At 38.7% G+C, this 17,717-nt stretch carries 23 protein-coding genes; 7 read left to right on the top strand and 16 right to left on the bottom strand.

Going from position 1 to position 17,717, the window contains the following annotated elements; all coding sequences use genetic code 11:
- Nucleotides 1-246 precede the first annotated feature (246 nt).
- The 12 genes from B5E48_RS03630 to B5E48_RS03585 all read right to left on the bottom strand — a co-directional run bounded on the left by B5E48_RS03630 (nucleotide 247) and on the right by B5E48_RS03585 (nucleotide 8,334).
- Complete coding sequence (locus B5E48_RS03630; protein ID WP_087304118.1) at nucleotides 247-1,236, bottom strand: dipeptidase; 990 nt, start codon at nucleotides 1,234-1,236, stop codon at nucleotides 247-249.
- A gap of 12 nt (nucleotides 1,237-1,248) precedes the next feature.
- On the bottom strand, nucleotides 1,249-1,491 hold the full coding sequence (locus B5E48_RS03625; protein ID WP_087243034.1) for a hypothetical protein: 243 nt from the start codon (nucleotides 1,489-1,491) through the stop codon (nucleotides 1,249-1,251).
- On the bottom strand, nucleotides 1,491-2,273 hold the full coding sequence (locus B5E48_RS03620; protein WP_087243036.1) for an HAD family hydrolase: 783 nt from the start codon (nucleotides 2,271-2,273) through the stop codon (nucleotides 1,491-1,493). Before B5E48_RS03620 ends, B5E48_RS03625 begins: the two co-directional genes overlap by 1 nt.
- Nucleotides 2,274-2,354: 81 nt before the next feature.
- Nucleotides 2,355-2,885 (bottom strand): anaerobic ribonucleoside-triphosphate reductase activating protein, encoded by a 531-nt coding sequence (gene nrdG / locus B5E48_RS03615; RefSeq protein ID WP_087304128.1) that lies wholly within the window; start codon nucleotides 2,883-2,885, stop codon nucleotides 2,355-2,357.
- Nucleotides 2,866-5,169 carry an anaerobic ribonucleoside triphosphate reductase gene (locus B5E48_RS03610; RefSeq protein ID WP_087304117.1) on the bottom strand — a complete coding sequence of 768 codons (2,304 nt, stop codon included), beginning with the start codon at nucleotides 5,167-5,169 and terminating at the stop codon, nucleotides 2,866-2,868. Before B5E48_RS03610 ends, nrdG begins: the two co-directional genes overlap by 20 nt.
- 108 nt (nucleotides 5,170-5,277) lie before the next feature.
- Nucleotides 5,278-5,553: an HPr family phosphocarrier protein gene (locus B5E48_RS03605; RefSeq protein WP_087243040.1), complete on the bottom strand. Its 276-nt coding sequence runs from the start codon at nucleotides 5,551-5,553 to the stop codon at nucleotides 5,278-5,280.
- Nucleotides 5,554-5,628: 75 nt separating this feature from the next.
- Nucleotides 5,629-6,240: a tyrosine-protein phosphatase gene (locus tag B5E48_RS03600; protein ID WP_087304116.1), complete on the bottom strand. Its 612-nt coding sequence runs from the start codon at nucleotides 6,238-6,240 to the stop codon at nucleotides 5,629-5,631.
- Nucleotides 6,241-6,276: 36 nt separating this feature from the next.
- Nucleotides 6,277-6,480, bottom strand: coding sequence for a GNAT family N-acetyltransferase (locus tag B5E48_RS13765; RefSeq protein WP_206407308.1), 204 nt, complete (start codon nucleotides 6,478-6,480; stop codon nucleotides 6,277-6,279).
- Nucleotides 6,480-6,710 (bottom strand): hypothetical protein, encoded by a 231-nt coding sequence (locus tag B5E48_RS13760; protein WP_206407307.1) that lies wholly within the window; start codon nucleotides 6,708-6,710, stop codon nucleotides 6,480-6,482. The genes B5E48_RS13765 and B5E48_RS13760 overlap by 1 nt, the downstream gene beginning before the upstream one ends.
- Before the next feature lie 20 nt (nucleotides 6,711-6,730).
- Complete coding sequence (locus B5E48_RS14075) at nucleotides 6,731-6,919, bottom strand: GyrI-like domain-containing protein (protein ID WP_479684558.1); 189 nt, start codon at nucleotides 6,917-6,919, stop codon at nucleotides 6,731-6,733.
- 22 nt (nucleotides 6,920-6,941) lie between these two features.
- On the bottom strand, nucleotides 6,942-7,427 hold the full coding sequence (locus B5E48_RS14070) for a GyrI-like domain-containing protein (protein WP_255376260.1): 486 nt from the start codon (nucleotides 7,425-7,427) through the stop codon (nucleotides 6,942-6,944).
- 25 nt (nucleotides 7,428-7,452) lie between these two features.
- Nucleotides 7,453-8,334, bottom strand: a complete 882-nt coding sequence (locus B5E48_RS03585) for an SPL family radical SAM protein (protein WP_087304115.1) — start codon at nucleotides 8,332-8,334, stop codon at nucleotides 7,453-7,455.
- A gap of 399 nt (nucleotides 8,335-8,733) precedes the next feature.
- On the opposite strand from B5E48_RS03585, the gene B5E48_RS03580 reads away from it, so the two are divergent.
- Nucleotides 8,734-8,871 carry a helix-turn-helix domain-containing protein gene (locus tag B5E48_RS03580; protein WP_087304114.1) on the top strand — a complete coding sequence of 46 codons (138 nt, stop codon included), beginning with the start codon at nucleotides 8,734-8,736 and terminating at the stop codon, nucleotides 8,869-8,871.
- 727 nt (nucleotides 8,872-9,598) lie between these two features.
- Here the strand turns inward: B5E48_RS03580 and B5E48_RS03565 are convergent.
- From B5E48_RS03565 to B5E48_RS03550, 4 genes are all read right to left on the bottom strand, one after another.
- Complete coding sequence (locus tag B5E48_RS03565) at nucleotides 9,599-10,144, bottom strand: P-loop nucleotide/nucleoside kinase family protein (RefSeq protein WP_002578721.1); 546 nt, start codon at nucleotides 10,142-10,144, stop codon at nucleotides 9,599-9,601.
- A gap of 199 nt (nucleotides 10,145-10,343) precedes the next feature.
- On the bottom strand, nucleotides 10,344-11,120 hold the full coding sequence (ant(9), locus tag B5E48_RS03560; RefSeq protein ID WP_087304113.1) for an aminoglycoside nucleotidyltransferase ANT(9): 777 nt from the start codon (nucleotides 11,118-11,120) through the stop codon (nucleotides 10,344-10,346).
- Between the two features lie 24 nt (nucleotides 11,121-11,144).
- Nucleotides 11,145-11,915: a nucleoside phosphorylase gene (locus B5E48_RS03555; RefSeq protein WP_002578723.1), complete on the bottom strand. Its 771-nt coding sequence runs from the start codon at nucleotides 11,913-11,915 to the stop codon at nucleotides 11,145-11,147.
- Between the two features lie 24 nt (nucleotides 11,916-11,939).
- Complete coding sequence (locus B5E48_RS03550; protein WP_002578724.1) at nucleotides 11,940-12,737, bottom strand: helix-turn-helix domain-containing protein; 798 nt, start codon at nucleotides 12,735-12,737, stop codon at nucleotides 11,940-11,942.
- Between the two features lie 338 nt (nucleotides 12,738-13,075).
- Between B5E48_RS03550 and B5E48_RS03540 the strand changes: the two genes are divergently transcribed.
- From B5E48_RS03540 to B5E48_RS03510, 6 genes are all read left to right on the top strand, one after another.
- On the top strand, nucleotides 13,076-13,489 hold the full coding sequence (locus B5E48_RS03540; RefSeq protein ID WP_058722955.1) for a cysteine-rich VLP domain-containing protein: 414 nt from the start codon (nucleotides 13,076-13,078) through the stop codon (nucleotides 13,487-13,489).
- 111 nt (nucleotides 13,490-13,600) lie between these two features.
- Complete coding sequence (locus tag B5E48_RS03535; protein ID WP_087304112.1) at nucleotides 13,601-13,996, top strand: replication initiator protein A; 396 nt, start codon at nucleotides 13,601-13,603, stop codon at nucleotides 13,994-13,996.
- A 183-nt stretch (nucleotides 13,997-14,179) separates the two neighbouring features.
- Entirely contained in the window at nucleotides 14,180-15,124 is a 945-nt protein-coding gene (gene mobV / locus B5E48_RS03525) for a MobV family relaxase (RefSeq protein ID WP_087304111.1), read from the top strand.
- A gap of 71 nt (nucleotides 15,125-15,195) precedes the next feature.
- Nucleotides 15,196-15,390 (top strand): hypothetical protein, encoded by a 195-nt coding sequence (locus B5E48_RS03520; protein ID WP_087304110.1) that lies wholly within the window; start codon nucleotides 15,196-15,198, stop codon nucleotides 15,388-15,390.
- A 99-nt stretch (nucleotides 15,391-15,489) separates the two neighbouring features.
- Nucleotides 15,490-17,112: a recombinase family protein gene (locus B5E48_RS03515; RefSeq protein ID WP_087304109.1), complete on the top strand. Its 1,623-nt coding sequence runs from the start codon at nucleotides 15,490-15,492 to the stop codon at nucleotides 17,110-17,112.
- 67 nt (nucleotides 17,113-17,179) lie between these two features.
- Nucleotides 17,180-17,578 (top strand): hypothetical protein, encoded by a 399-nt coding sequence (locus B5E48_RS03510; protein ID WP_087304108.1) that lies wholly within the window; start codon nucleotides 17,180-17,182, stop codon nucleotides 17,576-17,578.
- Nucleotides 17,579-17,717 lie beyond the last annotated feature (139 nt).

Raw genomic sequence — 17,717 nt, 5'->3', positions numbered from 1 at the left:
CCATATTTCGACTTTATATGATTATATCACAAAATGATTTATGAAATATAGTCCCATTTATGTAACATCAAAAACAATCACATATTTTTTGACAATTGCATGAAATTTTATACAAAATAATTTGTTAGATTATATGTGTAGTCAAAAATAATTTGTTTTCCCTTCAAATTTGACTACTTCATGATATCCTTTCCCAAACTGATATCAAAAAAGCAGATGAGGACTCCCACCTATCTGCTTTTTTATTTACTGAAGAACATCTTGATAAACTCTCAATACATTTTTAAAGAATATTTTTTCAATCTCCAACGATGTTAATCCCGCTTCTTTTAATGCCTGTTCTAACTTTGGAAGATAAGAGGCATCTTTTAATTCTAAATATGGTGGAATACCATCAAAATCACTTCCTAGACCAATACAGTCAATACCAGCTAAATTTTTAATATATAAAATGTGTTTGACAATATCATCTATTTTTGATAAACACTTTTCTTCATCATTTTCTGTTAAAAAGTCAGCAGCATAATTCATCCCCATGACTCCACCACGACTTGCGAGTTTTAAAATCATCTCATCAGTTAAATTACGCGCATGTGGACAAACACTTCTCGCATTGGAATGTGAAGCGACAAACGGTTTAGTAGTCAAACGATAAACATCTTCAAATCCAGCGTCTGAAAGATGTGAAACATCAATAATGATTCCTAAACGTTCACATTCTTGAACATATGCCTTGCCAAATTCAGTTAAACCATTTTTTGTATCACAGGCATGATAGCCATGATTGTCATCATCTCTTGAAAAATTAGGATAACCTATACCATTAGAAAAATTCCATGTGAGCGTAATCATGCGCACACCTAAATCATAATAATGTTGCAAATATTGAAGATCATTTTGTACAACAGCACCCTCTTCAAGCGTTAACATAGCACTCATACGATGCTGATTCATATTATTGATAATATCCTGATAATTTTTAATGACGCCTATCATATCTGAATACTGATTCATTTCATGATAAAAAGTGTCTATCAGATCATGCGCATATTGAAAAGGATTATCAGTTTTATGCAAAGGTGTAAACATGGCAAAGTTTTGTAAAAGGTAATCACCTTGTTGCATTTTTTCTAAACTTATATTCAGGTTATTCTGTTTTAATGATATATCTTGATTTGATTGTCTTTGTAAATATATCTCAGAAATTGTATCACAATGCATATCAACAACTTTCATTTCCAATCCCTCCTATGAAAAATAAATTTCTGTTGTCTGATATAATTTTGTGAGTGATTGTGTTTCTTTAAGCCAGTCTATTGCTTCATTTATTTCTTCTGGCGTTAATTCTACAATTCCATAAGTCGCCAGCTGACAAATATCATAGAGACTTTGCCATAAATCATCAAAATCATGTGTTTGTTCATCAGCCTGCTCACTTTCTAAATATGCGCTCATTTGATGCGCTTTTTTTGTTGCTTCTTCTTTTGTCATTATAACTCTCCTTCTTGAATCAATCCCAGTTGAAGACATGCATAATATATACCATCTTCATCAATAGGTTTTGTAATAAAAGTAGCGATAGATTTTAATTTTTCATTTCCTTGCCCCATTGCTACACTTTGAGAGGCATGTTTAAACATATCGACATCGTTTAAAGAATCTCCAAAAGCAATATATTCCTGAAGTCCTAATAAATGCATCAGTTTTTGAATTCCTGTTGCTTTTGATAATCCAGCAATTGTAATATCAGCATATGTAGATTCTCCAGGCAAAACATGAACTCCAGATACTTTTTGAAAAGGTGCATAATCATAGCCAAGTGGTCCATATACAATCATCGCATCGACTTCTTGACCACAATATGTTCCTACTGGAGGAATCTGATTTTGAAAATATCTTTGTGTCTGCAAAACATATTCATCAGGTTCCTTAGAAATAATACGTTGCTTAGATTTTAATGTCACAGCATAATTATATTGTTTCGCTATAGATAAAACTTCCTGTACGGCCTGAGGATCCATGGATGCGTGAAAAATTTCTTTTTTATAGGCATCTAAAACAACCTGACCATTATTACAAACAAATCCATCCCATTCAAACATATCCATAAGTCCTGTTCGTGTTAATGAATCAATTCCTCGCCCTGAGGAAATAATCATATGATATCCATTTTTCTTTAATAGACGTAACGCCTTTTGTGTTGATAACGACACTTGATGATGAACATTATCTCTTAATGTACCATCAACATCAAAACATAATAATGGCTTCATACTTGTCCTCCTTGTCTTTTTTATTATACAGTAAAATAACTTTTATAAAAAGAAGAGAATTTATTCAATCAATAAATTTATTCAATCAATAAATTCTCCATATTCACTCACCTTTTGTTCATAAACACGTCCTTGTTGGAGGCTTTTATGAATGTCTATGATTCTTTGATTAGATGAACCTTTATAAATCAATTCTAAACTACGTAGTGATAATACAAAACGTCCATCTACCAATGTATCGCATAACGATAATAAATCAATGGCATCCTGTCCAAGTTTAAGAATGTCTTCATAGACATATCCACTATAAATCATAATATGTAAAGAAGTTTGAGCTTTGATTTGAGAAACCAATATTTTCAAAGGCTTCACTTGTAAAAATGGTTCACCTCCAGAAAGGGTTATACCATCTAAAAGTGGATTACTTAAAATATCAGCAACAATTGTTTCAATATCTTCTTCATATCCACCATTTATATCCCAGCTTTCAGGATTATGACAGCCAGGACAATGATGTAAGCACCCTTGTGTAAATAGAGTATAACGTAAACCAGGCCCATCTACAATTGAATCATGAACAACACCATATAGTCTAATCTTTGTTGATTCCATGTTTAACACGATCTTTTTCTTCTGCTCTTTTGGCATCATTGAAACGATCAAGCGTTCCTACAAGATAACCTGTGATACGTCTAATTCTTTCAAATTCTTCATGAGGTGCTTCTTTACGACCACATTGAGGACAAACATCATTAATAATGCCATTATATCCACAAACAGGATCACGATCAACAGGATGATTAATAGCCCCATATCCCATATTGGCATCATGCATAGCTCTTACAATTTTTTCAAAAGCTGGTAAATTCTTTGTTGGATCACCATCCATTTCAATATAACTAATATGTCCTCCATTTGTGAGTTCATGATAAGGTCCTTCAATTCTTATTTTATCAAAAGCACTGATTGGATAATAAACAGGAACATGAAAACTATTCGTATAGTATTCTCGATCTGTGACTCCTTCAATCTTTCCATATAATTGTCTATCTAGTTTTACAAAACGTCCTGATAATCCTTCTGCAGGTGTGGCAATTAAAGAAAAGTTTAAATGATATTTCTGACAGGCTTCATCAACACGACGACGCATATGCGCTACAATTTGTAATCCCAAAATTTGTGCCTTTTCACTTTCACCATGATGATAACCAATCAAAGATTTTAATGTTTCGGCTAAACCAATAAATCCAATCGTTAAAGTCCCATGTTTTAATACTTCTCTGACTTCATCTGTTGATTTTAATTTTTCTGAATCAAGCCAAACACCCTGTCCCATTAAAAATGGATAATTCATCACACGTCTTTTACACTGAATTTCAAATCTTTCTAATAATTGATCTATACATAAATCCATTAATTGATCCAGCTTAATAAAGAATTCATCAATATCACCTTTTGATTTAATCGCTAAACGAGGTAAATTAATAGAAGTAAAACTTAAATTCCCACGTCTTGGAGAAATCTCACGAGTTGGATCATAAATATTCCCCATAACTCTAGTACGACATCCCATATATGCAATTTCTGTTTCTGGTGTTCCTTTATAATATTGTTTATTAAACGTTGCATCAACAAACGAAAAATTAGGAAATAAACGCTTTGCTGAAACACGACATGCTAATTGGAATAAATCATAGTTAGGTTCACCTTTTTGATAATTAATGCCTTCCTTAACTCTAAATATCTGAATTGGAAAAATAGGTGTTTCTCCACCACCCAAGCCAGCCTCCGTTGCAAGAAGGACATTACGAATAGCCATTCTTCCTTCAACTGATGTGTCCATGCCATAATTCAATGAACTAAATGGTACTTGTGCTCCTGCACGAGAATTCATCGTATTTAAATTATGAATTAATGCTTCCATAGCCTGATATGTTTCTTTATCAGTATCCTGATATGCTCTTTCACTTGCAAATTTTTGAATACGCTCAATAATTTGTGGAGATATATGATTATGCATCAATACATCTTTTTCTTCTATAGCATAATTTTGACAACTTAAAGAAGGCTGATGATCTAATGATTTCAACTGTGCCATAACATCTGCAACATTGACATCAGTTAATAATGTTAATGCTTCTTCAATAGCTTTCAAATACCACTTACGATATGATTTTTTAATTCCTTCAGCCATTCCGTAATCAAAATTCACAATAGCCTGTCCACCATGCTGATCATTTTGATTAGATTGAATCGCAATGCAAGTTAAAGCAGAATATGTCGTAATACTATTAGGTTCACGCAAAACTCCATGACCAGTTGAAAAACCACCTTTAAACAAATCAATAATATCTATTTGGGTACAGGTTGTTGTCAATGTCAAAAAATCCATATCATGAATATGTATATCGCCAGAACGATGTGCTGCACTATGTAAAGGATTTAAAACAAACATCTCATTAAACTGTTTGGCTGCTTCAGCCCCATATTTTAACATTGTTCCCATTGGTGCATCAGCATTCACATTCGCATTTTCTCGTTTTAAATCACTATCCTTAGCATCCTGAAAAGTAATTTCTTCCAATGTTTTCATTAAACGTGATTTTCGATCTCTAGAGCGTGTACGTTCAGCACGATACAAAATATAAGCTTTTGCAATACGTACATACCCTTTTTCTATTAATGTTTCCTCTACAGTGTCCTGTACCAGCTCTACTGTTGGCAATTCTGTATGACGATCCTCTAATTTCTGCTCTACAATATGTGCCAAATGAATAGCTGCATCTAGACCATATTTTGCTTCTGTTGCCTGGAACGCCTTATAAATAGCTCCTGCAATTTTATTGACATCAAAGACATCCATACGTCCATCTCTTTTTCTAATGTATTGAATCATGAATCAAACCCCCTTTTGTTTAGTATCTCACATCTCTTCGTTTTTCTCAAATCTTTTGAATGATTCCCCTTACAAAAAAAGGTATTCATCACTGAATACCCTATATAACTATTCAATTGTTGAAATTCCTAATTCATTAATTTTATCTTTAATTATTTCAATTGCTTTTTTTTCATCTTCACCGTCAGTAATAATTTCAACTTGTGCTTTCGTTGGAATTCCTAAAGATAAAACTCCCATCATACTTTTTAAATTGACACTTTTATTACCATAATTTAATGTTACATGGCAATAAAATTGTTTCACAGTATTAACCAATTCAGTTGTAGGTGTTGCATATAAACCAACTGGATCTGTAACAGTAAATTTTAAATTTTGAGCCATATCAAATTCCTCCTTTACTCATACTATTATTATAACATAAAGATATTGGAGATTTGAAAAAATATGACTCTTCAATTAAAAATTATTTTCCATTTTTTTAATCATCTGTAAATCATATTGCTGTTCAAAATCTTCTAAAAATCGTTCTATATATTCACGTCGTGGTGTAATCACATTCATATCTATATGAGGATGATTTTGAACATACATTTCTAATCTTTTTTGTAAATTATCTTTGGATATCAAATAATCCTCAACAATACTTTCATGATCCATTCCAAAATAAAGCATTAAAATGGCTGACACAATTCCTGTGCGATCCTTACCAGCATTGCAAAAATAAAGGACATGCGTAGAAGCATGAAGCATCATGTATATGATTTTCCACATGTTTTCATCTACCATATGAATATATGATAAACTGACTTCTTCAGGAGTACGTGGAATATGATTGCCACCCGTCACTGGTGTATGATGATAAATAAAACGTGTATCGTTTTCAAATAAACTTGGTTGCTTGAAACGTTCATTTTCACTGCGCAAATCAAAGATAGTACGTACATTATGATGAATGAGCCATTGTATTTCATCTTCAGTTAACTTTATAGGGACATCACTTCTTATAAAACGTGTATCATTTTTAAATAATAACCTTGTATTACAAGTATTTTCAAATAGCGAACTCATCTATACACCTCCATAACACAAAAAAATTATTATATGTTAAAAATATTTTTTAAAATTGATCTGTTCTTTCTCGTGAATATAACCATTCTTACGATAAAATTCATGAGCACCTTTTCTCATTCCACCAGAAACCAATCTAATACCTATAGCATTATCCTCATGTGCCCATTTTTCTACCTCTGCCAAAAGTAAAGAACCTATACCATGACGTTTATGTAACGATGTTACAGCAATTCCCATTATATTTTCATGTGTCCAAAATAAAGCGTATCATAGTTATTAGCATGAACATATCCAATAACCTTTCCACTTTCTTCTGCAACAAAAATGCGATCACATGACGACTGACATAAAGCCATTATTTTCTTAGCTGTAAGTTCTATAGGATAGTCATAACCCATTTCTTCTTTATTTAATTGATAAATATCTTCAACATCATCAATTTGACACTGTCGTATATAACAACTCATATCACTTTTCCCCTTTTCTATTATCTTTTCTTGATAGGATGTCTAATCACTGTTTTTAATTTTTCAATCTTTGCTTTTCTAGGATCACTTAAATAAATTTCATGATGAAATCTATGATCATGAATATCCAGCTCATAACCCATACTTTCCATATATTCATGCATCAGTGATACAGTTTGAGGTTCATTATCATAGCTGCCAATATGCATACACTGCACACACAACCCTTCATCATAGGTTAAAAATTCCACCCTTGAAAAATCTTGTTTCTTTTTTTTGCGTTGCTGTATGGATGGCCCAATCAAAATCTTCCTTTTTGACAAAATCTGGTAATCGAATCAAAGAAATAAATTGCAGATCATCTTTTCTTTGATAATCCATTCCTTTGACTCCTTCCTGCCACCAAAAACCTTCCAATGGTGGAACAACATATTGAAAAAAGCCATCTATCTGATACGAACTTTTATAACTCATTTTAATTGTATAAGCTATATTATATAAAAGACTAATGGTTTGTTGATAATCTCCATTTTTATCATTAGGATTTCCCTTCCCTTTGACTGCCAGATAATTCATGGGAGGTATTGTTATAATATTGGGTTTCTTTTTAGGCATATAAAATTCCTTATATTCTTTTTTATAATCAAAAGTCATCATTTCACTTCTTTTACTTACAAATCCTATTTTACCATGAATATTTTTTATAGAAAATAACATAAATATTTCTTCATTCTTACATCTTTTATAAGTCTATATCAAATAAGCTCAATTGAACATTTTTCGTTTTATCTTCAAATTTCTTTAAATACTCAAATATCTGTTTATTATCATGTATAATGCCATGTTCCTCACACATCTGATGAAAAATCTCCATTAACTGATGATTCTTTAAACTATAAAGTTGATATTGATTTCCATAAGTTCGTATATATTTTTCTTTCATATGAGGAAACAAATGATCTAACTGATTGTAAAAATATTCTCTATTACCTTCACGAAGTGTTAACCCCATCCCAAAGCAGATAACACCATAAACCTTGGCTTCAATACAATCATTTAAAATACTTATAATATTTTCTTTCGTATCATTAATAAATGGAAGAATTGGGCAAAGCCAGACAACTGTTGGAATACCAGCATCACGAAGTTGCTTTAAGACTTCCACTCTTTCACAAGTTGTACTGACGTTTGGTTCAATCATTTGACATAAATCTTCATCATAAGTTGTTAATGTCATTTGTACAACACATTTTGTTTTATCATTAATCGCTTTTAATAAATCTAAATCTCTTAATACACGATTAGATTTTGTGATGAAAGTAAAACCAAAACCATACTTATATGCTAATGATAATGCCTTTCGCATATAACCTATTTCATTTTCAAGAGGAATATAGGGATCTGTCATAGAACCTGTACTCAACATACACTTTGATCGTTTTCTTTTTAGAGTCTGTTCCAACAATTCAATAGCATTTTCTTTAATTTCAATATCCTCAAAATCATGTTCCATACGATAACAATGACTTCTTGAGTCACAATATATACAGCCATGAGTACATCCTCGATATAAGTTCATTCCATTTGACGAAGATAAAATCCCTTTTACTTTTTTATAATGCATAAATATTTTCCTTTCATATATTGTTTTTGAAAATTCATCACATTTTTTAACACTATCCTTGATGTCAAATATTTATCTAAAAAATATAGCTTTTTCATAATGAATCTATTGAAATTATATCAAATAACCAGTCATAACGTATATTTATATTTTGACATTTATGAAATCTTAGTTTTTTAGAGAATTTAATCAATGATTCAATCATCTGTAGAAACATTTGTATAATAATAAACATCTAAAACTTAGATATATTTATTTTTTTATTGACTATCGCACTAAACCGAGAGAATTAAGCTGATTATTTCACTCATAAGAACTTAAATTCCACTCATTCTACTTTCCGTTTCTATACTTACACTTTGAAATGTTTTATAATTCAGTTAGGAGGAGGTTTTAGATATGGATATAAAAAAAGTAGGAAAATTTATTGCATCTTGTAGAAAAGAAAAAAACATGACTCAAAAAGAATTGGCTGAATTAATTGGTGTTACAGATAAATCAATATCCAAATGGGAAAGAGGGGGTTCACTTAGATAAAGATACCACATCAATAATCCCACGCTGACTTTTGCTCAACCGATACAGCCAGAGGGCTGGATAACAAGAAAAGGCGGTATGCGCCCCGTGGAGGGGTAGCGTACCGCCTTTTCTTGTGGGGGTTTCCAAAGGGGGCAACGCCCCCATTTGGCACACGACTTTGCGAAGCAAAGTGTAGTGTGTTATACGCTCTGTCGGCGTTGCCGTGAAAATGCCGTTGCCGCCGGGGAGGGCAAGGGCATTTGAAGCGGCAGGAAAACAGGGCTGTGCTTGCGTGGCGTAGAGCCGTAAGCACAGGTCTGGTTTCAACAGCAGACTGGGCGTATATGAAAGCCCCCGTCCCTCGTCCTACGCTCCGACTTGTGGACAAAGTGTCCCGAAGTTGTGGCTACACTCCCGGAAAAGTAACAGGACAGCGGGCAACCGTCAAGGCTGAAATGAACGGGCTTACACCCGGCCTTGACCGCCACCCGCCGTCCCGCTGAATGGGTGAACAAGGCGACCAATCCCTCAAAGTGCTTGGCCGCTCTCTTTCTGATTTTGGAGTGTTTCTTTTCTCATAATTGAAATGGGCGGGAAGCCATTTTAGGGCTTTCCCTCCTTGATTGCCCATCAGCAAAGCCAGACGGGACGGTCAACGGCGGCGCATGAAATGCGCCGTTCATCTTGACCGTTGACTGGCTTTGCTATTTCTCTGATAAATGAAATTTCGATTTTTAGAAATCGTTTAAGATAGCAATGCGGCTCCACTTGAAATTTTTTCTTTTACTGCAAAAACAGCCTCTTGGATAGAATAGGTTGTCGTTTCTATAACATTCGATTCATATATCCCCAAATTACAAAATTGCTCCCACATTGTTTCTACTAATTCAACATTTGTTTTTCTGTCTAATTTTGAACGTTCCACAGCTCGTTTCATAGTTTCTTCTTTACTGGCTCTTAAAACAATATAGTGTACTTCATAATCTTCTCGAACAAGGGCTCTCCATGGTTCTAAAAACCACGGCCCGACAATTCCATCTACAATTACATCATATCCGCCGCGGGCATAGCGCTTTGCAGCTTCTAAAAAGGCTTCAATGACAACTAAATTTTGTTCGTTGGACTCTGGTAAATGCGGCGGTATTGCTCCTTTGCTTAAATAATGAAAAAAGTCGTCTGTGTGCATATGCACAGATTTATCCATGTTCGATTCTTTTGCGACAATCGACGCAGTTGTTGTCTTTCCTGTTCCCGGCGAACCTGTAATCACAATAATTCTTCCTTGATTCATCTACATTCTCCCTCGCAATTCAGATTTACCGCTCTCTTTCTGATTTTGGAGCGTTTCTTCTCTCAAGATTGAAATGGGCGGGAAGCCATTTTAGGGCTTTCCCGCCTTGATTGCCCATCAGCAAAGACGGGCGGGACTGTCAACGGCGGCGCATTTATGCGCCGTTCATCTTGACCGTTGATTGGCCCCGCTAACTTTGCTACTCTGTTCTAAGTAATTCCTCAATTTGTTTTTTCATATATTCTACAAGTGCCATCGCTTCCTTTTCTACTGTCTCCCATTCATCAGACAAATTTCCCAAATAAGCTTCCTTTGCCGTTGTTAGCAGGGGGGAAAATCTCTCCGGCAATTTTAAAATTACCCATTTTGCGGCAACATCTTTTGTCGTGATTTCTTCTGTTACTAAAGTAAACCACATTCGTGATAAGGTTAATAACACATTTCTTTCATCACCCTTAAAGCTGGAAATCAAACCAGGTAAAGAAAACCGAATTGCTTTTTTAATTTCGTGAAATGGGATAGCGGGAATAAGCTCTTTGCTTTCCGCCCCCTTCAAAGTTATGCTATTTTTTCTTGCTTGCCATAATAAAATCATTATATCTGGGTCATTGCAGGCTTGCGGATATTCTCCTGCTTCCATCTCTCCCCTTAGCCATTCACCATACATATACTGACATTTTGGCGGAAATTGCAACGGAACAATATCAGATTGATTGATAATAGTTACCTCTAAAGGTCTTTTTTCAATACAGCCTACGGAGCCAGAAATTTTCAATAATTGCTTTGTTAGATCTGCTCTGATTGAATTACTCAATTCTTGTTTAGTAATTATCAGTATATCTATATCACTATCTGGACGCAGCCCATTCATTGTTGCTGAACCATATAAATATATCCCCAATATTTGATCTTGTAATATGGTTTCTGCTATTGAAATAACTTGATTTACTTGTTGTGGAAATTCATTTATATTCATTGTAACTCCTATATGTATTTATTTTTACTCCTCAACAACTGATAAAACAGCGTCTAAGGCTAATTCTAAGGCTATGGATATACTTGTTTTTCCCCATTCTCTTTCTTGGTATTTATGAGGGTCTGCAAGAGTATCGGCTGAAAAAAGCAGCATAGCCCATGTAACTTTTCTAAATTTTGCACACGCCGCCAATGCGGAACATTCCATTTCTACTACTTGACATCCCTCTTCTTTCCGATACTGAACCATTTCTACTGTTTCTCGATAAAAACCGTCTGTTGTCCATGTTTTAACTTCCCAATATGGTATATTCTTTTGGCTTAAAGCAGATTCAATCGCATTTATACCAGCCTTTGAAATCTCTACTTCTCGGGAGGGAGGAAGATAATGGTAAGATGTTCCCTCATCTCTCAATGCAGAAACAGGTATCAAAAATCTATTTTCCGGGATGTCTTCCAATACGCCACAGGAGCCGACGGAAATAATCTTTGTTACACCCCCTGCAATTAAATATTCTAAAACTTGGACGGCAGCAGCACTTCCCACAGGAGCCGGACATAGACATATTTTCTCCTGATTATAAAGACATTCATAAATAGGATATCGTCTTGTTGCACTTTCAAATTCATCTATCTGTATTCCATCATGGGTATGTGCATAATTTTCAACCTCGTCTCCTAAAAAAGCAAACACTGCTTTTGCAGGAAAACATTTTTTCCCATTTCCCGGCTGAAAAACAGCTTTTGATGCGGTATCGTACTCTAAAACAGGGTAGTCATGCTTTACTAATGGCATATTATTATCTCGAATAACAGGCTATTATTCTATTCCTTTCATCATCTTTTTTGCCAACTGCTTGAACAGGTCGGCAGTTTCTTCATCCATCGGCGTAAGCTGTCCGATCTGTCCGGCAACCATCGCCGCTACATCGTCAATGGAAAGCGGGTTTTGCTTCTGTTCCGCCAATGCGTCCCGCATGGCTTGGAACATCGCGGCGGTCACAGCTTCTCCCGGCTGTTCCCCGTTGTCAATGTCTTTCTTAATATCCCGCAGGATAGCAAGGAACACATTTTTGATTTTCTCAATCTCCGCCTCATGTTCCCCCATCTTCTGGGCGTTCAAAAGCTGTAAATCCTGCTTTGCTTCCGCCCGGTGTTCCGGGTGTTCTTTCATCAGGTCGGACAGGGAAGCCGTTGCTATCTCGATAAGCTGGTTTCTTGCTGTTATGCCTTTTGCCGCTGTGTCCTGAAAATAAATCCGTATCAAATCTATCAGCTTAGGAAAATTCCTGTGTTCCAACAGGCGGTTGAGGATTTGCACATCAACAGCACCCGTCACGAGCCCCCTCACGGCTCCCTCGGACAAGCCTAATTCAGAAATATCGTAGCTTTTACGGACGCTCACGGTGGATAAGCCCAGTATGTAGTCTGTCGATACCTTAAATTCCTTTGCCACGCCTATGAGAATATCACTGCTGACCGTTCTCGTTTCGCCGCTGACAATGCGGCTCAACTGGGAAGCGGAAACCCCTATCTTCTCCGCAAGTTCCTTTTGTGTGATGTGGTTCCCGTTGCATAAATCGGAAATCCGCTGTCCGGGTGTTCCGGGTAAAGCCATAGATACGCACCTCCTCCGCATACTTCCATTATACAGAATGATTGCAAAAATGCAATATCCAAAGTGTAAACTTCATCAAAATGCAATTCTCGCAAAATTCCGGGGATTGCATTTTTTTCGTGTAGACTTAGGGTAGTTCATCGATGGACAGCACCTTGAAAACAGAATGACCGTCCGAAAAGGAATACCCCGGCTGGGGAAGCACCGCAAGGAACCGGACTTCGAGACAAAATGTCCCGAAGCTGCGGGGAGCGTGCCAACGCCGGAACACGCCGCAGGAATGGGGCAGGAAACCTTTTCGGGGAGAACGGCAACGGAAAGCAAAATGGAGGGAACGCATGAGAGATAACCCCTATAAAGACTTGCCGCCACTGGAACGCAGGCCGGACGGTTCCCTTTACCGCATGACACCGGCGCAGAGAAAACAGGCGGCCAGCCTGATACGCCGGGAGTGTTGTTGCTGTGAGGACGGCAACTGCATTGTCCTTGATGATGGGGACACCTGCACCTGCCCGCAGACGATTTCTTTCTCGGTCTGCTGTAAGTGGTTCCGCTGGGCGGTCTTGCCGCTGGACGGGACGCTGGAAGCGGAAATTTTCCGGGATAAGGACTTGAAACGCTGTGCGGTCTGCGGTGGCGTGTTCGTCCCCAAATCCAACCGGGCAAAATACTGCCCCGGCTGTGCCGCCAGAGTTCACAGGCGGCAGAAAACAGAAAGTGAACGGAAAAGGAGGTCTGCTGTGGACAGTTAGGAGCGAAAAAAGCCTTGATTTATCAGGCTTTGCAAGCCCCAAACCGGGGCAGGTGGTATAAAGTATCGCCCGCCCCGGAAAACGGGCTTCTAACCGTCCACAAAACGAACTATGACAAATACCATCTATATCCACCAGCCGGAAAAGGCGTTCAGCTTCACCCGGCTCCCGAATTTTCTCTTTGAAGCCCCCACATTCAAGCCCCTGTCCAACGAGGCAAAGGTTCTGTACGCCTTTATCCTGCGCCGGACAGAGTTATCCCGCAAGAATGGGTGGGCGGATGACTGCGGACGGATTTTCCTGTATTACCCTATCTGTGAAGTGGTCACACTGCTCCATTGTGGGCGGCAGAAAGCGGTGAATACCCTGCGGGAACTGCAATACGCCGGACTGGTGGAGATCCAGAAGCAGGGCTGTGGAAAACCCAACCGCATTTTCCCAAAATCCTATGAAGCGGTTCCGAACACCGACTTCAAGAAATCCCGTTCTGGTACGCCGGAGGGCTGAAAACCGTACCCATGAAGTACGGAAATCACTCCTGAGAAGTACGAAAACCGGACGGTATATAGAAATACAAAGATTAAAAAGATTGATTTATATTCTATCCATTCCAATCCTATCCGAGCTATTTTCTGCGGGATTTTCCCTGTGGAAAACCCCGGATAGGAAAGGAATGGGGAAAGGAGCAGAATGGCACAGCACGCAATTTTGCGTTTTGAGAAGCACAAGGGCAACCCGGCAAGGCCGCTGGAAGCCCATCACGAACGGCAGAAAGACCAATACGCCAGCAACCCTGATATTGACACCAGCCGGAGCAAATACAACTTCCATATCGTCAAGCCGGAGGGACGCTATTACCACTTCATTCAGAGCCGGATTGAGCAGGCCGGGTGCCGAACCCGCAAGGACAGCACACGGTTTGTCGATACGCTGATAACCGCCAGCCCGGAGTTTTTCAAGGGGAAATCCCCAAAGGAGATACAGGCGTTTTTCCAGAGGGCGGCGGATTTCCTCACCCACCGGGTAGGGCGGGAAAATATCGTGTCGGCGGTGGTACACATGGACGAGAAAACGCCCCACCTGCATTTGACCTTTGTTCCGCTGACAAAGGACAACCGCCTGTGCGCTAAGGAGATTATCGGCAACCGGGCAAACCTGACGAAGTGGCAGGATGATTTTCACGCCTACATGGTGGAGAAATATCCCGACTTGGAGCGTGGGGAAAGCGCCAGCAAGACAGGCCGGAAGCATATCCCCACCCGGCTTTTCAAACAGGCGGTTTCCCTCTCCCGGCAGGCAAGAGCCATTGAAGCCACACTGGACGGCATTAACCCGCTGAACGCCGGAAAGAAAAAAGAGGAAGCCCTCTCCATGCTGAAAAAGTGGTTCCCGCAGATGGAGAACTTCTCCGGGCAGTTGAAAAAGTACAAGGTCACAATCAATGACCTGTTGGCGGAGAATGAGAAGTTGGAAGCAAGGGCAAAGGCCAGCGAAAAAGGAAAGATGAAAGATACGATGGAACGGGCAAAGCTGAAAAGCGAACTGGACAATTTACAGCGGCTGGTTGACCGTATCCCGCCGGATATACTGGCGGAACTGAAACGGCAGCAGCGGCACACGGTAAAGGAAAGGTGATAGTATAAGCAGAAATTTTCGCCGCCTTTGTGCGGCATTGTACCTTGAAAACTGAATATGGAGGACACTGGATGGCAAAAAGCGAAAGCAATATTTTTACACCCCGGACAGGGCAGGTCATACGAACAGAGAACGGCACGCAGTATTTTGTATGTGGGAACAACCGTATAAAAATCTCCGAACACTTCGCCGCAGGCGGGAAGCCCCTCGGTGATCTGATTGTAGATGTGGTGCGGCATACCGCAGAAAAAGCCGCTTCAACCTGATAGCCCATCATTGATAACGCGCCCACGCTTATGATATAATTGCCATAGAGCAAAAGTATTGTAAGCGTGGGTTGTTTCTTTAGAAGGAGGATTTTTACGGTGAAACAACCTTACAATACTACGATTTACAACACGGCGCTTTATATGAGATTGAGCCGGGACGATGAACTGCAAGGAGAAAGCGGGAGTATTCAGACACAACGCATGATGCTCCGGCAATATGCCGCCGAGCATGGCCTGAATGTCATAGATGAATATATCGACGATGGATGGTCTGGAACGAACTTTGACAGGCCGGATTTTCAGAGAATGATTGATGACATTGAGGACGGGAAAATCAACTGCGTTGTTACGAAGGATTTATCCCGCTTAGGCAGAAACTACATTCTGACCGGCCAGTACACGGAAATCTACTTTCCCAGCAAAGGCGTCCGCTATATCGCTGTCAATGACAATGTGGACACCATCAACGGAGAGAATGAGCTTGCCCCATTCCTCAACATTCTGAATGAAATGCACGCCCGCCAGACCAGCAAAAAGGTAAAGGCGGCCATGCGGACACGGTTCGCAAATGGCGCACACTATGGAGCCTATGCTCCGCTTGGCTATGTCAAAGACCCAGATAAGAAAGGCCATCTTCTGATTGACCCGGAAACAAGGTGGATTATCGAAAAGATTTTTGACCTTGCCGTTCATGGCCGGGGAGCCGCCAGCATTACACGGATTTTGGTCGAAGAAAAAGTGCCTACTCCCGGCTGGCTAAATTTCCAGAGATACGGCACTTTCGCAAATATCTATGCCGGAGCGCCGGAGGAAAAAGCCTATGCGTGGACGATAGCGCAGGTAAAAAGTATTCTGAAAGAGGAAACCTATATCGGACACAGCGTCCACAATAAGCAGACCAACATTTCATTCAAAAACAAGAAGAAAGTACGCAAGCCAAAAGAGGAATGGTATCGTGTGGAGAACACCCACGAAGCGATTATTTCCGAAGATGTGTTCCGTCAAGTACAGGAGCAGATTTGCAACAGGCGCAGACGGCAGAAGAATGGCACAACGCAGATATTTTCCGGGCTGGTAAAATGTGCGGACTGCGGCTGGTCGCTGGCCTACGGTGTGAACAGCCAGAACAAAAATCCCTATGCACACTACCATTGTAGCAAGTACGGGCAAGGATTGCACCAGTGTTCCATGCACTATATCCGCTATGATGTGCTTTACGCCTATGTCCTTTCCCGTCTGCAATACTGGTCTGTGCTGGCACAGCAGGATGGGGACAAACTTCTGAAACGGCTACTTAACGCCAGCGACAAGGAACGCAATACCGCAAGGAAGCGGCAGACAGCCGAATTGAAAAAGGCGGAAAAGCGCAAAGCAGAAGTAGACACTCTGTTTGCAAAAATGTATGAGGACTGGTCTGCCGGACGCATTACAGAATACAATTTCAATATGCTGTCCGAAAAGTATCAGGGCGAACAGCGAGAATTGGACGCAAAAATTGAACGGCTTCACGAAGCGATGGAGGCCGCCGCCCAGACAGCGGTTGACGCTGAAAAGTGGATAGGTCTGATGAAACAGTATGTCAATCCAACAGAACTGACCGCCGAACTTTTGAATACGCTGATTGAAAAAATCCTTGTCCATGAAGCGGTCAAAAGTGAGGACGGAAGCCGGGAACAGGAAGTGGAAATCTTCTACCGCTTTATCGGCAAAATCGAATGACACATCTTGAGATACCCAACAATATCTTTAACTAAGGGAAACGGGCATCAATTTACCAGATAGCTCATTGATTATTCCTTTATGCCAATGCTTAGATATAGAAATACAAGAATTATTGTTGGGAGAATATTGTGAGAAAAAAGATTTATTGAATGAATCTAATGAATTAATTATTGATTTAATGAAAGATAAAATCACTGATCAGGAAGCTTTTATGACATATAAATTTATTCTCTTTTTTATCGTGATTCTACCATTGTTCTTCATTGTTATAGTTAGTCTATTCCCATATTTAGAAGGATTTATATCTTTTGGTGTTATTTGGGCACCATTTACTCTTATCTTTGGTTTGATTAAAATGATTGAAGGAATTATAAAACATAAAAGTTATTTTGGATACTTTGTTATAACATCAATGAGTTTATTTACAATTATCATCTACTTCCAAACACTTGCACTGCTTTAAAAATTCTATTTCATGAAAATATAGATAATAATAAACCCATATATATCCAATAACTAAAAAATCAAATGAATGAACCCAAAAATATTTGGCATATGATTTTATACAAATATTCAAGAAATTAAATCTCAATGACAGCATA

The organism is Massilimicrobiota sp. An105 (assembly GCF_002161155.1).
GTDB lineage: Bacteria > Bacillota_I > Bacilli_A > Erysipelotrichales > Coprobacillaceae > Allocoprobacillus > Allocoprobacillus merdigallinarum.
This window is presented reverse-complemented; position numbering and strand designations above follow the sequence as displayed.

Excerpts from the sequence above, each read along its gene's own strand:
- B5E48_RS03630 (WP_087304118.1), bottom strand. The coding sequence starts at position 1,236 with ATGAAAGTTGTTGATATGCATTGTGATACAATTTCTGAGATATATTTA.
- B5E48_RS03625 (WP_087243034.1), bottom strand. The coding sequence starts at position 1,491 with ATGACAAAAGAAGAAGCAACAAAAAAAGCGCATCAAATGAGCGCATAT.
- B5E48_RS03620 (WP_087243036.1), bottom strand. The coding sequence starts at position 2,273 with ATGAAGCCATTATTATGTTTTGATGTTGATGGTACATTAAGAGATAAT.
- nrdG (WP_087304128.1), bottom strand. The coding sequence starts at position 2,885 with ATGGAATCAACAAAGATTAGACTATATGGTGTTGTTCATGATTCAATT.
- B5E48_RS03610 (WP_087304117.1), bottom strand. The coding sequence starts at position 5,169 with ATGATTCAATACATTAGAAAAAGAGATGGACGTATGGATGTCTTTGAT.
- B5E48_RS03605 (WP_087243040.1), bottom strand. The coding sequence starts at position 5,553 with ATGGCTCAAAATTTAAAATTTACTGTTACAGATCCAGTTGGTTTATAT.
- B5E48_RS03600 (WP_087304116.1), bottom strand. The coding sequence starts at position 6,240 with ATGAGTTCGCTATTTGAAAATACTTGTAATACAAGGTTATTATTTAAA.
- B5E48_RS13765 (WP_206407308.1), bottom strand. The coding sequence starts at position 6,480 with ATGGGAATTGCTGTAACATCGTTACATAAACGTCATGGTATAGGTTCT.
- B5E48_RS13760 (WP_206407307.1), bottom strand. The coding sequence starts at position 6,710 with ATGAGTTGTTATATACGACAGTGTCAAATTGATGATGTTGAAGATATT.
- B5E48_RS14075 (WP_479684558.1), bottom strand. The coding sequence starts at position 6,919 with ATGCATATTGGCAGCTATGATAATGAACCTCAAACTGTATCACTGATG.
- B5E48_RS14070 (WP_255376260.1), bottom strand. The coding sequence starts at position 7,427 with ATGTTATTTTCTATAAAAAATATTCATGGTAAAATAGGATTTGTAAGT.
- B5E48_RS03585 (WP_087304115.1), bottom strand. The coding sequence starts at position 8,334 with ATGCATTATAAAAAAGTAAAAGGGATTTTATCTTCGTCAAATGGAATG.
- B5E48_RS03580 (WP_087304114.1), top strand. The coding sequence starts at position 8,734 with ATGGATATAAAAAAAGTAGGAAAATTTATTGCATCTTGTAGAAAAGAA.
- B5E48_RS03565 (WP_002578721.1), bottom strand. The coding sequence starts at position 10,144 with ATGAATCAAGGAAGAATTATTGTGATTACAGGTTCGCCGGGAACAGGA.
- B5E48_RS03555 (WP_002578723.1), bottom strand. The coding sequence starts at position 11,915 with ATGCCATTAGTAAAGCATGACTACCCTGTTTTAGAGTACGATACCGCA.
- B5E48_RS03550 (WP_002578724.1), bottom strand. The coding sequence starts at position 12,737 with ATGGCTTTACCCGGAACACCCGGACAGCGGATTTCCGATTTATGCAAC.
- B5E48_RS03540 (WP_058722955.1), top strand. The coding sequence starts at position 13,076 with ATGAGAGATAACCCCTATAAAGACTTGCCGCCACTGGAACGCAGGCCG.
- B5E48_RS03535 (WP_087304112.1), top strand. The coding sequence starts at position 13,601 with ATGACAAATACCATCTATATCCACCAGCCGGAAAAGGCGTTCAGCTTC.
- mobV (WP_087304111.1), top strand. The coding sequence starts at position 14,180 with ATGGCACAGCACGCAATTTTGCGTTTTGAGAAGCACAAGGGCAACCCG.
- B5E48_RS03520 (WP_087304110.1), top strand. The coding sequence starts at position 15,196 with ATGGCAAAAAGCGAAAGCAATATTTTTACACCCCGGACAGGGCAGGTC.